This is a genomic window from Staphylococcus sp. TCBT05, from assembly GCF_055179755.1.
Genome location: NZ_JBUQDQ010000005.1, coordinates 619,210 through 636,914, shown reverse-complemented (window position 1 = coordinate 636,914; position 17,705 = coordinate 619,210). Strand labels below are relative to the sequence as shown.

Below are 17,705 nucleotides of genomic sequence, written 5' to 3'. Positions count from 1 at the left end.
CTACAGTCTCTGGAACTTTAATATCAAATCTACAGTCTCTGGAACTTTAATATCAAATCTACCTTTGCTATCTGCATTTCCAACTAAAACTTTACCATTCGGTAATTTAATCTTAATAGTTGCATTTGCTTCAGCAGTTCCTGAAATATTTTTGCTATCTTTATCTATTGGATTTACATTAGGATTTGTCGGTGCTGTATTATCAGTAACTTTAACAGTAATTTCTTCTGATGTATTACCAGACACGTCCGTTGCTGTAATAATCAATGATTCTCCACCATTTAATTTAAAGTTATTAGGAATTTTCACTTTGTAATTTCCTTGTTTATCCACTTTTGTAGATATAACTTTACCATTTGGTAGTTTAACTTTTACAAGAGCTCCTGGTTCTGCTGTACCAGTAATATGAGTACTTTCACTTGTCACTTTATTTACTTTAGGTGTTTCTGGAATTGTTGTATCTTTAACAATGATTATAATTGGAGATGTTTCATTACCTTGAGCATCTGTTGCGGTAATACTTAGCTTTTCTCCACCTTTAAATACTAATCCAGAAGGTAAATCTATAGCAAAAGCACCTTTATCGTCAGCTTTTATAGATAATTTTTCACTTGTAGGTAATTGAACATTCACAACCGCATCTGGTTCTGTGATACCTGTTAATTGCTTACTTTCAGTTGTAAACGAATCAATTTTTGGCATAACAGGTGGTGTTGTATCTTCTACTATTATTTCTAGTGCAGCCGATTGATTGCCTGCTTTATCAGTTGCAATAACTTGCAGACTTTCTCCACCTTTAAATTTTACTTTATTCGGTAATTCTATAGTATATTGACCTTTATTATCTACTAATTTCTTAAGTACTGTACCATCTGGTAATTTAACACTGACTGTACTACCGACCTCACCTGTACCAGTAATCATTGTATCTTCACTTGTTAGATCATTTACAGTCGGTATCGATGGCGGTGTATTATCAACGACTGTCAGTCTTGTTGGTTTCGAAGCATTGCCTGAGATATCTGTTGCAATCGCCTCAATTGTTTCTCCACCATTTAATTTCATATTATCAGGTAGTAAGATTATAAAGTTACCAAATCCATCTGTTTTCCCTTTAATCTTAGTGCCATTTGAAATATTGACTTCTATTATAGACAATGGCTCTGCTTCACCAGTAATTGCTTTACTTTCGCTTGTGATTTCATCAATTAATGGCGATTTTGGAGGTGTAACATCTGTCACAGAAACTCTCAATACATCAGATTGATTGCCCTCTTTATCCATAGAAATTACCTTAAGTTGTTCTCCACCTTGTAATCCATAATCTTTAGGTAATTGTAATGTGAAATTACCGTTTTGATCAGCTTCAACAGTAAGTGTAGGTTTATATGCTGCTTCTACTATTATTGTCGCAAGTGGTTCTGTATTACCAGAAATCACTTTACTTTCACTTGTAATTTCATTCACTGTTGGTTCCTCTGGTGGTGTTCTATCAATGACTGTAGAACGTACTGTTGTAGAATCATTACCAGCTGCATCAGTGGCAAATACCTCTATAACTTCCCCACCTTGTAATTCAAAGCCATCTTTCCAAGGTACCATGTAGGAGCCATTATTATCAGCTTTTCCTTTAAGTAACTCTCCACTTGGTAATTTAATTGTAATCAATGCATCAGGTTCTGAGAAACCAGATACACCTTGGCTAAAGCTAATAATTGGGTAAACAACTGGCTCTTTTGGCGGTGTAACATCTTTCACATTTATTACTTTCTCTTCCGAAATATTAAATGATTTATCAATTGATATTACTTTAAGTTGTTCTCCACCTTGGAATTTAGTATTAGAAGGTATATCTATTGAATAATTACCTTGATCATCAATATGTTGAACTAAATACGTTCCATCTGGTAGTTCTACTCTTACTACTGCTTGTGGTTCACCTGTACCAGTGATTGTAGTACTTTCAGTTGTAATAGGATTTACGCTTGGTACAACAGGTGGTGTGACATCAGCAACATTTATGATTGTTACTGTTGATTTATTTCCTGCTGCATCCGTTGTAGTTAATTGGATACTTTCCCCACCTTGGAATTGCTTATTAGCAGGTATATCTATTGTGTAGTTACCTTGATCGTCTGTTTGACCCGTTAATTCTGTGCCATCTGGTAGTGTAAGTGTTACTGTTGTATTTTCTTCACTTGTTCCAGCGACTTTATTATCATCACTTGTAACTTGATTTACCTTTGGTGCTTCAGGTGGTGTAGCATCTATAACTTGTATGATTGTTGCTTCTGATTTATTACTTGCTAAATCTGTCGCAGTCACTCTGAGTGTTTCATTTCCAGCAAAAATTGTGTCATACAAATCAATTGTATAATTTCCTTGATCATCTGCCACTGCTGTTAACTCTGAATCATCAGGTAACACCATAATTATTTTTGCTCCAGGTTCGCTAGTTCCTGATATTTCCATACTTTCACTCGTTAATTTACCGATTGTAGGTGGTGTTGGTGGTGTCTTATCTTCTACATCGATTGTTGCTACATGTGATGTATTACCCGATTGATCTGTAGCTGTTAATTTAATTTTTTCTCCACCTTGGAATTTTTGATTGTTTGGAATATCAATCAAATAATTGCCTTGTAGATTTGCTGTAGCTGTTAATTCTGTACCATCTGGAAGTAATACCTTAACTATAGAATCTGGCTCGGCAGTACCACTAATCAACGTATCTTTACTTGTAAAAGGACTTACTGTTGGTACTAGTGGCGGTGTTGTATCCTTAACATCAATTACAATAACTTCTGATTTATTACCTGCATCATCTGTTGCTGTAATTTCCACTTTTTCTCCACCACGGAAACGGTTGGCATCATCAACAATAATAGTGTAGTCACCTTGGTCATCTGCTTTGCCAGTGAGTACTGTTCCATAAGGTAACTCGACTTTAATTGTCGCTCCAGGTTCAGTTGTACCCGTGATTTGTGTACTTTCACTAGTAATTGGATTTACTATTGGCTCTTCTGGTGCTGTTACATCTAAAACCCTTATATAAGTAGGTAATGAAACATTTCCTGATGCATCAATTGCATACACATTCACATCTTCTTCACCATCAAGAATCCATCCATTCGGAAGAGCTATAACGTAAATACCTTGATCATTTGCTACAGCTGTTAATTCATTTCCACCTGCAATTGTTAATTTAATCTTGGCATTTGGTTCAGCTAGACCACTAATTTGTGTACTTTCACTTGTAATAGGAAGCACTGTTGGTGGTTTAGGAGGTGTAACATCTCTTACTTCAATTGTTGTTTCTTTAGATTTGTTGCTTGATGCATCTGTTGATGTCACCTTAATACTTTCTCCGCCACTGAATTTAATGTTTGATGGGATATCAATGACATAATTGCCTTGGTCATCTACAACACTTATTAATTCTGTACCATTCGGCAACTCAACTTTTACTGTTGAGCCCGGCTCGCCTGTCCCTGTTACTTGCGTACTTTCACTTGTAACCTCACTCACCGTCGGTGCCACTGGTGGCGTTGTATCTTTTACATCTATGACTTTCTCATCAGATTTGTTACCTGATGCATCTGTCGATGTGACTTTAATACTTTCTCCACCTTGGAATTTTTTATTAGTTGGAAGGTCGATTGTGTAGTTTCCTTGATCATCCGCTACACCTGTTAACTCTGTTCCATCTGGCAATTCAACTTTCACTGTTGAGCCTGGTTCGCCTGTACCCGTTACTTGCGTACTTTCACTCGTAACTTCGCTCACCGTTGGTGCCACTGGTGGCGTTGTATCTTTTACATCTATAACTTTCTCATCAGATTTATTGCCTGATGCATCTGTTGATGTAACTTTAATGCTTTCTCCACCATTGAATTTCTTATTAGTTGGAAGATCGATTGTGTAGTTTCCTTGGTCATCTGTGACTGCTGATAATTCTGTGCCGTCCGGTAATTCTACTTTAACCGTTGAGCCTGGTTCGCCTGTGCCTGTCACTTGCGTACTTTCACTTGTAACCTCACTCACCGTTGGTGCCACTGGTGACGTTGTATCTTTTACATCTATGACTTTCTCATCAGATTTATTACCTGATGCATCTGTTGATGTGATCTTAATACTTTCTCCACCGTTAAATTTCTTATTACTTGGGAGATCGATTGTATAGTTACCTTGATCATTCGCTACACCTGTTATCTCTGTGCCGTCTGGTAACTCAACTTTTACAGTACTTCCTGGTTCACCTGTACCTGTGACTTGTGTACTTTCACTTGTAATTTCGCTCACTGTTGGTGCTACTGGTGGTGTGGTATCTTTCACATCTATCACTGTTTCACCAGATTTATTACCTGATGCATCTGTTGATGTGACCTTAATACTTTCTCCACCGTTAAATTTCTTATTACTTGGGAGATCGATTGTGTAGTTTCCTTGGTCGTCAGCTATTGCAGTTAACTCTGTTCCATCAGGTAACTCTACCTTAACCGTACTTCCTGGCTCTCCTGTGCCTGTTACTTGCGTACTTTCACTTGTAAACTCACTCACCGTTGGTGCTACTGGTGGTGTGGTATCTTTCACATCTATCACTGTTTCACCAGATTTATTACCTGATGCATCTGTTGATGTGACCTTAATACTTTCTCCACCGTTAAATTTCTTATTACTTGGGAAATCGATTGTATAGTTACCTTGGTCATCCGCTACACCTGTTAACTCTGTTCCATCCGGTAACTCAACTTTCACTGTTGAGCCTGGTTCACCTGTGCCTGTTACTTGTGTACTTTCACTTGTAACCTCACTCACCGTTGGTGCCACTGGTGGTGTTGTATCCTTCACATCTATGACTGTGTCATCAGACTTGTTGCCTGACGCATCTGTTGATGTAACCTTAATACTTTCTCCACCTTGGAATTTCTTATTAGTTGGAAGATCGATTGTGTAGTTTCCTTGATCATCTGCGACTCCATCCAATACTGTACCATCAGGTAATTCTACCTTAACTGTTGAGCCTGGTTCACCTGTACCCGTTACTTGCGTACTTTCACTTGTAACCTCACTCACCGTCGGTGCGACTGGCGGCGTTGTATCTTTTACATCTATTACTGTTTCATTAGACTTATTACCTGACGCATCTGTTGATGTCACCTTAATACTTTCTCCACCATTAAATTTCTTATTACTTGGGAGATCGATTGTATAGTTACCTTGATCATCTGTCACTGCGGATAATTCTGTACCGTCCGGTAATTCTACCTTAACTATACTTCCTGGCTCGCCTGTACCTGTTACTTGTGTACTTTCACTTGTGACTTCACTCACCGTCGGTGCCACTGGTGGTGTTGTATCTTTTACATCTATCACTGTTTCACCAGACTTATTACCTGATGCATCTGTTGATGTGACCTTAATACTTTCTCCACCGTTAAATTTCTTATTAGCTGGCAGATCAATAACGTAATTGCCTTGATCATCTGCTACACCTGTTAACTCTGTTCCATCTGGTAATTCAACCTTAACTGTTGAACCTGGTTCACCTGTACCCGTTACTTGCGTACTTTCACTTGTAACTTCGCTCACCATTGGTGCAACTGGTGGTGTTGTATCTTTTACATCTATTACTGTTTCATTAGACTTATTACCTGACGCATCTGTTGATGTGATCTTAATACTTTCTCCACCATTAAATTTCTTATTAGTTGGAAGGGCGATTGTGTAATTGCCTTGATCATCTGCGACTCCATCCAATACTGTACCATCAAGCAATTCAACTTTCACTGTTGAGCCTGGTTCACCTGTGCCTGTCACTTGCGTACTTTCACTTGTAATTTCGCTCACTGTTGGTGCAACTGGTGGCGTTGTATCTTTTACATCTATGACTATTTCTTTAGATTTATTACCTGATGTGTCGATTGATGCGACTTTGATACGTTCTCCCCCACTAAATCTCTTGTTTGACGGAATATCTATCGTAAAATGACCTTGATTATCTACTCTACCAAATAAATCTGTAGCATCCGACAATTCTATCATGACTGTACTTCCTGGTTCACCTGTACCCGTTACTTGTGTACTTTCACTCGTAACTTCATTCACCGTTGGTGCGACTGGTGGTGTTGTATCTTTAACATCTATCACTGTTTCATTAGACTTATTACCTGACACATCTGTGGATGTAACCTTAATACTTTCTCCACCGTTGAATTTCATATTAGCTGGAAGGTCGATTGTGTAGTTTCCTTGGTCATCCGCTACACCTGTTATCTCTGTGCCATCCGGTAATTCTACTTTAACTGTTGAGCCAGCTTCACCTATACCTGTCACTTGCGTACTTTCGCTCGTAACTTCGCCCACCGTTGGAGCCACTGGTGGCGTTGTATCTTTAACATCTATCACTGTTTCTTCAGACTTATTATCTGATGCATCTGTTGATGTGACCTTAATGCGTTCTCCACCATTAAACTTATTATTGGTTGGAAGATCAATTTCAAAGTTCCCTTGGTCATCTACGATTCCGTTCAATACGGTACCATCCGGTAATTCTACTTTAACCGTTGAACCCGCTTCGCCTGTGCCTGTCACTTGTGTACTTTCGCTCGTAACTTCACTCACCGTTGGAACCACTGGTGGCGTTGTATCTTTCACATCTATCACTGTCGCTTCAGACTTATTTCCTGCAGCATCTGTTGATGTGACCTTAATACTTTCTCCACCATTAAACTTATTATTAGTTGGAAAATCGATTGTATAGTTACCTTGATCATCTGCTAGACCACTCAATTCAGAGCCATCTGGCAATTCCACATTTACAATTGCGCCAGCTTCAGTTGTACCTGATAATTGTGTGCTTGTATCAGTAAACTCATTGACTGTTGGAGGTTCTGGCGCTGTTGCATCTTGAACTATAATTGACGTTGATAAAGCAAAGTTTCCTGGTTGACTCGTAGCAGAAAGATCTATTTTTTCTCCACCAATAAATTTAATATAACTCGGCAATAAAATTTCAAAATTTCCCGAATCTGCTACTTCACCATATAGCAATGTGCCATCAGGTAATTTCACACTAATCAAAGACCCTGAAGTAGCTAAACCAGTTATTTTTTTCGATTCAGTCGTTACTGTTTGCACAATAGGGAATCCTACATATCCTTCCACAGTAACAGTCGTAGGTTCTGATGCAATACTTTTTCCACTGATAGCCACTAATTGAAGTTCTTCTCCAACTTTTAACTTATAATCAGCTGGCAATTGGATTTCGAATCTTCCATTTTCATCACCTTTGGATAATATTTCAGAACTATCTGGTAATATTAATCTAACAATTGTCTCTGGTTCAGTAGTTCCAGTTATACTTTTATCTCTATTCATTACTGGGTTTACTGTTGGTGGGGCTATGCCTGCACTATCTTTAACAGTGACAGGATCTGAAGGAATACTAGTATATTTTCCTCTCTTCGCTGTAGCGATTAAAACAGTTCCTGCCTTTAAGGGTTTCTTTAATATAATAAAGTTGCCAGTTTGACCCTTAGCAATATCCACGCGACCAATAAATTTACCTTTGTCATCTTTGACAGTAATTGTAGAGCCACTCAAACCTAGTATTCCAATATTTGGATCAATATCAGTTACTGGCTCAATTGTCGGCTTCAATGCCTTTGTGATATCTATAACATCAAACGTTGTAGATTCGGGGTTTATATATTTTTTCGACATTACGTTAGCCGTGTACTTACCTGGTGTTAAATGGGATACTTTAATATCAAATTGTCCATAAATATCTACTTTACCTTTACCGATCACTTTATCAGCTGAGTCAACAATAGTAACTTCTTGTTCTGTAGCGCCATCCATAATATCAACTCTGCCATGAATTTTAGTCATGTCTGTAGTGACAGCTTCTACTCTAGGTTTGCCAACTAATGGAGATGTTCTTAAATTCATGTATTCATTGCCATCTGTATCTCCGTCATTGTCTGTGTCAGCATTTTCAGGATCAGTATGAGAACTATGAATTTCAAAGCTATCTGTTAAGCCATCTCTATCTTTATCTTGGATATAATATGTTGATGTGCCAAAGGTATTTTCTATTAAACCACCTTCACGGTCTGTAAAATAACCATAAAACGTAAATTCTTCTCTCACTTTGGATGTCCCTGGAATGATATTTCCATTTTCATCAAACTTTCCATCTCTAATCAAAATATTATTAGGTGATTGATTAAATTTAACAACAATTCTAATACCAACTGTTTCAGGTAGCGAATTATTAAATTCAATTAAAGTGTTTAAATCATACGCAGTAATTGATCCTTCACCATTTTGACTCAACGGCAATTTTGCTACTAAGGTTTCTTCATAATATGTTTTATCGAAGCCTGCTAGGCCTTTAAAGTCATATTTGTGCAATTCTATCGATTCTGCAAATGGAATTAATTTAGGATCAATTTTATAAAAATAAACCCACTGCTTATTGAGTCCTAAATCTAATAATGGTCCTCCATAATTTAATATTCCATTTTTTAAAATTTGTTGGTCTCCTACGAATGCTCCATATTTGCCAATAGTAGGGTCAAACTGTACTGACCCAGAACTTGCTTTAAATGCACTATTCGCTGCTGTTGAGGTAGATAATTTTAAATTTGTAAATGATTTGTCAGCTTTTGTTATAAAGTAACCACTGGATTCAGATGTTCTAATTTTTGTATTTTCTAATGAGTCTTTTACATAAATTAAATAATTGAGTTTATCGCCGTCTAAATCTGTTTCATCATTCAAGATATTGCCAACTGTATCGTCTAATTCAATCATACCGCCTTCAGCAGTATATTGACTTAAAATTTCAGCTCCTCCAAATAAACCATTATTCGCTCTAATATAATTCACTTGCCAAATATTAGTTTTCTTTCCTTCTGGTGTAATTACTCTGTTAAATTCAACGGGCGTTGTTTGGTTAGCTGGAATAGCTGATATTTTAGTAATATGATTCGCAATTACTTCATCTAATTGTAAATTAATCTTAAAACGATCTCCTGAATTTGCTCCTGTCATATAGCTATGAATTCTGAATGGAATATTTTTACCTTTTAAGATATCATCCTTTAACAATTTTTCAGGATCAAATATCAAAGTTTGGAATGTATAATTATCTGAGTACTTTAATGCCTCAAGTGACGCATCTTCTGTCTTATCTCTGTTCGCAGTAGTTTGGCGCTTTGTTCTTTTTAATGTACGTGTTGATGGTTCGTGAGTTGCAACAACTTTTCTAAGCTTTTTATTCTGTGATTGCTTATCTGGCTGTGCTTGCCCGTTAACTTTGCGATTTTCTTTTGTATTTTCATTCTTTTGTTCTTCGGGCCTAATAATCTGTGGTTTATTAATAGAATTGTTTACATTTGAATTCTCAGGTGCTTCTACCGATGACGTTTCTCTTTCTTCAGTCGATGCTTCATCTTCAGTAATCTGTTGCTTTGTTTCTTCTGGTTTATGTTCTGTTAGCACAGATTCTTCTTTATTGTTAATTGGTTCAGCTTGTGTCTCTATGCTTTCTTCTTTGTTCTGTTGTTCTTCGTTACTCGTGTGTTCGTTAGTAACGTCTTTATCTATGTGCTCATGTTGAATTGCATTAGGTTTACTCGTTGTTTCATTTGTACTCTGTTGCGCTTCATCAATATGCTTTGTTTCATATGCGGTTTGCTCTTGTGTCGATTGTTGTATGGATTGCTCTTGTGATTTGTCTACCGTTGTGCTCTCTTGTTGTTCATGTGGTTCGGAATTTTCGTTTGAATTAGCAACTGTGTTGTTTTTTTCTTGGCTTGCTAATTCATCGGCGTATGCCTCATTACCTAATCCAAACACTAATGTAGCACCTATGAGTAAAGATGCTGTACCAACTGTAAGCTTTCTAATCGAGTATTTATTCTTTTGACTCGAAATGTTATTACAATTTTTGTTCATTAGATTCCTCCACGTTATTATATTGTAAACAATTCTAATATGTATATTATAACAATACTATAAATAATTTAAGTATTTATTTTAGATTATTAACGTATTTTTATAAAATATTACATATCAATCTTATTAACCCATAATCAAAGCGTACGTATTGCATGCTTTAAATCACATTTTAAATTGAAAAACACCTTTTTAATTCTATTTTTAAACGCAATAAAAAGAGGTTCATTAGTATTTCAATTTCACTAATAAACCTCTTTTAATGTCATTATATTAATCATTTTAACAATTAATTCACAGAGTTAATCTTTGTGTTAATTTTAAATCTTAATTATGCCGTTCTTAAATATTTGTCATAATCAAAACTATTAATATCATTTGTTACAATTACTTTAGTACCTATAATCATTTCTAATACTCGGCTAACAATACACACTGCATCTAAGTGTAATGATTTAATATCATTTATTTCTAATACAATAAAGCGAATCACATTAACGTTAGCACCTACGCTCTTGATTAAATCTTCAATATATAACGTTAATTGATTTATATAGTCTTGATTTGAAATTGCAATGACTCTAGAATTAATTGGCTCTTTTCTGTCATTTCTTAGATACAAAAGTGTATTACCCATACTATATCTAACAATTAAATACATCAAATCACACCACTTTATTTATCATTTATTAATAGTATATACATTTCAGGCAATTACAAAACATTTTTTCTTAATTTTACACAACTTATATGCAAGGATTGATTTTCCCACTAAAAATGAAAAAGAGATTCCTATCACTAATCCTTTACCACGTATCTTATCCGTTTAAAATGGCATTCATGGATGAGCTCAATAGCAATCTCCTAATTAAAGCAGTATATTTAATTGTGTGTGCTTTCTACCTAAAATATAATCTAAAAAAGACCTGTTGGTTTAGTATCATAACTCACTAATAAATTTTTAGTTTGTTGATAGTGTTCTAGCATCATCAAGTGATTTTCTCTACCAATCCCGCTCATTTTATAACCACCAAACGCTGCATGTGCGGGATATGTATGGTAGTTATTCACCCATACTCGACCTGCTTGAATACCACGGCCAATTCGATAAGCAGTATTTTGATTTCTAGTCCATAGTCCTGCACCAAGTCCGTATTCTGTATCATTCGCCATCTCCAAGGCTTCAGCTTCATCTTTAAATGTCGCAACAGATAGTACCGGTCCAAATATTTCTTCTTGGAAAATTCTCATGTCTTGTGTACCTTTAAAAATTGTAGGTTCTATATAAAATCCATTCTCTAAGTCGTCTCCTTCGGTACGGATACCCCCACCAACTAATACTTCTGCTCCTTCAGATTTTCCAATATCTAAGTATTTTTTAATCTTTTCTTGTTGTTCATTAGAAGTTTGTGCTCCCACCATAGTTGTGTCATCTAAAGGATTGCCAAGTTTAATCTTGTTCACTTTATCTATGCACAACTCAATAAAGTCATCATAAATATCTTCGTGAATTAACGCTCTGGATGGACATGTACAGACTTCACCTTGATTCAAGGCAAACATAACTAATCCCTCAACTGCTTTATCTAGATATTCATCATTTTCATCCATAATGTCTTTAAAAAATATATTCGGTGATTTACCACCTAATTCTAACGTCACTGGAATAATATTATCGCTCGCATTTTTCATAATTATTTTTCCAGTTGTAGTCTCTCCCGTAAAAGCCACTTTATTAATTTCTGTATGTGTAGCTAAAGCTTCACCTGTTTCAGCCCCAAAGCCATTAACTACATTTAAAATTCCTGCTGGTAATAGATCTTCAATTAATTCGATAAAGTGCAAAATAGAAACTGGTGTTTGTTCTGCCGGTTTTAACACGACAGCATTTCCAGTTACTAATGCAGGCGCAATCTTCCATGTCGCCATTAACAATGGGAAGTTCCATGGAATGATCTGACCAACAACACCTAGTGGTTCTTTGTAATGATATGCAACGGTATCATTATCAATTTGTGAAATACCACCTTCTTCAGCACGAATAACTCCTGCAAAATATCTAAAATGATCAACAACTAACGGTAAATCTGCAGCTAATGTTTCTCTAACCGGTTTCCCGTTATCAAATGTTTCGATTACAGCTAAATATTCTAAATTCTCCTCAACCCTATCTGCAATTTTCAACAATAGTTGCGAACGTTCTGCAGGTGATTGCTTTGCCCATTCAATCTGTGCTTCTTTCGCTGCTGCAACTGCCAAATCTACGTCTGCTTTTGTTGATCTTGGAATCTGTGCATAAACTTCACCTGTAATAGGCGAAATGTTATCAAAATATTGACCTTCTTCCGGTTCTTTCCAAGTGCCTCCAATGTAATTTGCATATGTTGATTTCACTTTGTATTTCGCATCTTGCTCAGTTGGATTTGTATATAGCATATTAAAACCTCCTCTATTCGCTTGTATACCCTATAGGACAATATTGTAAGCGTTTTCTTCAGAAGGAATTTTTTTCCATTTTCACTTGAATTATATGTGAAAATGGATGAACTAAATTATGTAGCTATCTAACTGTCATTGATGTGATGGCACTAACAATTAAGACAATGCCTGTTAAGTAAAACATAAACAATAATAAGATAATCGGTGATATAAATGTAAGTATCAAGCCACCCATAATAAATATAAAAGCAAAGAACAATTGCCAGATGCCTGATATGATGCCAGTTGCTGTATACTTGAAGATTCCAAAGATAAGTGCTGGTAAAAATAATAATAAAATCGTCGCAATACTTAGTAATAATTCGTATGGTTGTTCAAAGCTAATTGCATGTTCACCTATCGAATACTTTGCACAAACTAATAATGTAAAAATAATCAAAACTGCTGATAAAATAATAAATCCTATACGCGCTTTCAAAATATACACCTCAATAGTTTATCTTTTTAATATATTTTTACTCTAATATAATTCTTTGTCAACAAATTATGTATAATTATTTATATTTTAATATTTTTACAACTATAATAAGAATAGATAATAGCCTACTATATTTTAATGTAAAATAATGTGTCATAGTTGCTGATATTACAATACGAATCGCAGACGCATTTCGAGACATATTCTTATACTAGTAAATCGTATTAATAATACGCAGTGTTTAATTATAAAAGCTCCCTTCAAAATAAACATTTGAAGGGAGCTTATTATAAAACTCATTTACGAGTTCTATTTCTCAGATTTATATCCGAAGTGCTTTTCAACAGCATACAACATAAAGCACTTTATTATTTATTGATTAAATCAAGCTCATTACCAGTAGCCTGTCTAATTTCTTTCAATAAAGCATAATCTTCGATTAATGATTGTCCATAAGATGGAATCATTTCTTTAATCTTGCCATCCCATTCTTTGATATATTCAGGGAAGTTTTTCTCTAATACTTCTAATGCTACAGAAACAGAAGTAGATGCCCCTGGTGATTCACCCAATAATGCGATAACTGAATGATCTTTAGAGTTAACTACCTCAGTACCAAATTGAATGTAGCCTCGACCATGTTCTTTCGTATCTTTGATAACTTGAACACGTTTACCTGCGATATGAATATCCCAGTCTTCGTCTTTGGCATTAGGCACAAATCTACGTAGCTCTTTCATACGGTCTTCCTTTTTAGCCAATACTTCTTGGATAGAGTATTTCACTAATGGGAAGTTTTTGAATGCTGATGCTAACATTGTACCCACATTACTTGTATTTAACGATTTGAATAAATCTAAGTTAGAACCGTTCTTCAAGAATTTAGGACCAATTGCAGCAAATGGACCAAATAGTAACGTATTCTCATCTTGGATATATCTTCTATCTAAGTGTGGTACTGTCATTGGAGGTGTGCCAGGTGGTTCTTTACCATATACTTTGGCTTCGTGTTCTGCAACAACCTTTGGATTGTTACAAACTAAGAATGCACCACTAATTGGGAAACCACCTAAGTGTTTGCTTTCAGGGATACCTGTTTTTTGTAACAATGGTATCGCATGTCCACCAGCACCAATAAATACATAATCAGTGATATATGTTTCTACTTTTTTAGTGTTTAGGTCTTTAACTTTAACTTCCCATTTGCCATCTTTACGACGGTTGAAATCTTGAACTTCATGTTTATAGAAGATTTCAGCATTATCATGTTCGTTTAAGTTTTTAGCCATTTTTCTAGTAAGTTCACCAAAGTTTACGTCAGTACCTTCATCTATCTTACTAGCAGCAACTTTCTCTTCTGGGTTACGTCCATCCATCATTAACGGAATCCATTCTTTCAGCTTTTCATGATCTTCCGTATATTCGATGCCTTTAAACATAGATAATGGAGAAAGTGCTTCGAAACGTCTTTTCAAGAAATTAATATTACGTTCGCCTTGTACGAAACTAATGTGCGGTAAAGGACGAATAAATTCTTGAGGGTTTTGAATTTGGTTAGTCTTAACTAGGTAAGACCAAAATTGTTTAGAAATCTCAAATTGTTCATTGATTTCCTTTGCCTTTTCAATATCGATAGAACCATCTTTTTGTTCAACTGTATAGTTCAACTCACATAATGCGGCATGTCCAGTACCAGCATTATTTCGTTCGTTTGAACTTTCAATTGCAGGTTTCTCAAGTCTTTCAAAAAGTTTAATATTCCAATCTGGTGCAAGATCTTTTAAAAATGAGCCGAATGTTGTACTTAAAACACCCGCGCCAATTAAAATGACGTCTTTAGAGTTTGAATCACTCATTTTTTTACCACCTTTCATAATTCACTTCTTTGAATAGCCCACAAAAATAGCACTTACTATTTCATGGTATGATACAATACAAACATTTTTCCAATGTTATTAGGTATATACCCAAATTAATGTAATCTGATCATTTTACTTGTTTTCTCGATAAATCTCTCTCACGTTTAATGATAAATCAACGTTAAGAAAATGTAAAATGTGTGTGTTACATTTCTTCTAACAATTTATATTAAATGCTATACAATAATTATTGGTTAATTAGTCATCGGTTACAATAATATTATCTATAAGTCGTGCTTTACTAAACTTAACCGCTAAAGAGATAAATATATCACCTGTTATGGTTTGTTGTTCAACAAGTTCCGGATAACTATAGATGGCAAATGTTTCTATTTCTCCATCAGTATGTTCATTCAAATAAGTACATGCTGCTTCTATTAATTTAGTACTATCCTTCTCACCTGCAATATAGCGCTCATGTGCAAGCTTTAAACTTTGATATAAATGAGGTGCTTGTTTACGTTCCTCCTCAGTTAAATAGATGTTGCGCGAACTACGTGCAAGTCCATCTGCTTCACGAACGATTTCCACACCTACAATTTTAATAGGATGGTTAAAGTCTTTAACCATTTGTTCAATAATTGCTAATTGTTGTGCATCTTTTTTTCCAAAATATGCATAAGTTGGACGAACAATATTAAATAATTTATTAACCACTGTGACGACACCATCAAAATGGCCAGGTCTTTGTGCACCTTCTAACACTGATGCTAATCTACCTGCTCTAACTTGAATCGTCGGTTCTGAAGGATACATCTCTGCTACACTTGGATAAAAGATATAATCTACGCCAATACTTTCAGCTTTAGCACTGTCTTGTTCAATATTTCTTGGGTATGCATCAAAGTCCTCATCCGGCCCAAACTGTAAAGGATTTACAAAGATACTAATCACAGTAACATCATTTTCATCGATAGATTGTTGCATCATAGTCAAATGACCTTCATGTAACGCGCCCATCGTAGGCACAAAACCAATATTTAACCCACGTTGTTGCCATGTTTGTGTAAGTTGTTGCATTTCAGCAATCGTAGTAATTAACTTCGTCATTATGATTCCTCACTCAAAATTTGCTTTTTATACGTATGTTCTGCATCAGGAAATTGTCCTGCTTTAACTTCTCTATTATATTGATTTAATGCATCTACACCGCTTGAAAAATCACCATAGCGTTTCACAAATTTCGCTTTATGCTCTACACCATAATTTAAGATATCGTGATATACCAATACCTGCCCATCTGTACCATTGCCTGCTCCAATGCCAATGACAGGGATATCTACCTTCTCAGCAATAACTTTTGCTAAATCACTTGGCACTGCTTCTAATACAATCATCACTGCACCAGCATGTTGCACTTCTAATGAATCATTAATGAGTTGTTGTGCTGCTTCCTTGGTATTTGCTTGCATCTTATATCCCATAATACCGACACTCTGCGGCGTAAGTCCCAAATGAGAAACAACTGGAATTCCAATATTGCTACAATTTTTAATAAATGTTGTTAAGTGGGCACCTTCTGCTTTGATCGCATTGGCATCCGTTTCACGATATAACTTAATTGCTGATTGAATATCTTGCGCTTCACTTATACCTACAGCTCCGAATGGTACGTCAACAATGACAAAGGTATCAGGTGCACCACGTCGCACTGCTTTCGTATGATGGATCATGTCTGCCACAGTTACTTGTACAGTACTCTCATATCCTAAGACCGTCATGCCCAGTGAATCTCCTACGAGAATCGTATCAATCTGTGCTGCTTCGGCTTGCTTAGCACTCGGATAATCATATGCAGTTACCATTGAAATTTTGTCATTATCTTGTTTCATTGTCAGTAGTTGATTTAATGTTTTCAATTACTATATCCCCCGTATTTTTGTTATATTTGTATTAATAATCACATATTAACGAAATTCTTTAGAAAAGGAAACACGAAATGACTAAGATTGCTATTATTGGACCTGGCGCAGTCGGTGGTACGATTGCACATGATTTATTACCAACATTTACGCATCTCACTTTAGTGGGTAGACAGTCACAAACCATCACTTACACAGAAAGCACTGCACCAAACACTGAGACAATAATAAACGTGACCGCTATTGATGAGTTTAAGGACCCTGTCGACATTTTATTTATTGCAGTTAAAATTCCACAACTAGATGCAGTAATACAAAAATTACCAAACTTCATTCATGAAGACACCATTATTATTCTAGCGCAAAATGGCACAGGTCAATTATCACGCATCCCACACAAACACGTATTCCAAGCAGTGGTTTATATTAGTGGGCAAAAGCGCCAACAACATATTACTCATTTTAGAGATCATCAATTGATATTACAGCATTCACCATCAACACAACAACTTCAGCATTTATTTTCAAATACGCAATTAGATATCACTTTAGTTGAAGATATTGATCAATCTATTTGGTATAAATTATTGGTTAACTTAGCGATTAATACAGTAACAGCATTAAGTCGCCAAACTGCTCAAGTGCTAAAGGTTGAAGGCATACAAACTTTATGTGAACGATTGTTACAAGAAGGCGTGAAGATAGCTCAAGCGGAAGGTGTTATATTCCACCAAGATGTTATTAGTGAAATTATGACTATCTATCAAGGTTATCCTGATCATATGGGAACTAGCATGTATTATGATATTATCGAAGGAAAGCCATTGGAAATTGCAGGCATTCAAGGCTTTCTCTATCAAGTTGCTCGTAAGCATCAACTAGCAACGCCGACACTTGATACCGTCTATCCATTATTATTAGCACAACAACAATAAGCGCCACAATTATGCGCGCACTGTGAGGTAAGACAACCCTCAGCCATACCTTTGTTTAATAAATTTTAAAAAGCACTGTATTTCCATTATTCTCTTCAGACGTTTT

General features: G+C 35.7%; 7 protein-coding genes and 1 pseudogene. 1 reads left to right on the top strand and 7 read right to left on the bottom strand.

Annotated features, from left to right (window positions below):
- The 7 genes and pseudogenes from ACY191_RS02860 to panB form a co-directional block, all read right to left on the bottom strand.
- Nucleotides 1-9,966: an Ig-like domain-containing protein gene (locus tag ACY191_RS02860; RefSeq protein ID WP_463269898.1), complete on the bottom strand. Its 9,966-nt coding sequence runs from the start codon at nucleotides 9,964-9,966 to the stop codon at nucleotides 1-3.
- A 331-nt stretch (nucleotides 9,967-10,297) separates the two neighbouring features.
- A complete protein-coding gene (locus ACY191_RS02855) occupies nucleotides 10,298-10,627 on the bottom strand; it encodes a hypothetical protein (RefSeq protein WP_042740514.1) in 330 nt (109 codons plus the stop codon).
- A gap of 254 nt (nucleotides 10,628-10,881) precedes the next feature.
- On the bottom strand, nucleotides 10,882-12,402 hold the full coding sequence (exaC, locus tag ACY191_RS02850; protein ID WP_107527708.1) for an acetaldehyde dehydrogenase ExaC: 1,521 nt from the start codon (nucleotides 12,400-12,402) through the stop codon (nucleotides 10,882-10,884).
- Between the two features lie 124 nt (nucleotides 12,403-12,526).
- On the bottom strand, nucleotides 12,527-12,883 hold the full coding sequence (locus ACY191_RS02845) for a hypothetical protein (RefSeq protein WP_042740516.1): 357 nt from the start codon (nucleotides 12,881-12,883) through the stop codon (nucleotides 12,527-12,529).
- 368 nt (nucleotides 12,884-13,251) lie between these two features.
- Complete coding sequence (gene mqo / locus ACY191_RS02840; RefSeq protein WP_042740517.1) at nucleotides 13,252-14,739, bottom strand: malate dehydrogenase (quinone); 1,488 nt, start codon at nucleotides 14,737-14,739, stop codon at nucleotides 13,252-13,254.
- Between the two features lie 261 nt (nucleotides 14,740-15,000).
- Nucleotides 15,001-15,852, bottom strand: a complete 852-nt coding sequence (gene panC / locus ACY191_RS02835) for a pantoate--beta-alanine ligase (protein ID WP_229366916.1) — start codon at nucleotides 15,850-15,852, stop codon at nucleotides 15,001-15,003.
- A pseudogene (gene panB, locus ACY191_RS02830) lies at nucleotides 15,824-16,661 on the bottom strand (3-methyl-2-oxobutanoate hydroxymethyltransferase). The gene panC and the pseudogene panB overlap by 29 nt, the downstream one beginning before the upstream one ends.
- Before the next feature lie 80 nt (nucleotides 16,662-16,741).
- On the opposite strand from panB, the gene ACY191_RS02825 reads away from it, so the two are divergent.
- Complete coding sequence (locus tag ACY191_RS02825; protein ID WP_107579280.1) at nucleotides 16,742-17,599, top strand: oxidoreductase; 858 nt, start codon at nucleotides 16,742-16,744, stop codon at nucleotides 17,597-17,599.
- Nucleotides 17,600-17,705: the final 106 nt, after the last annotated feature.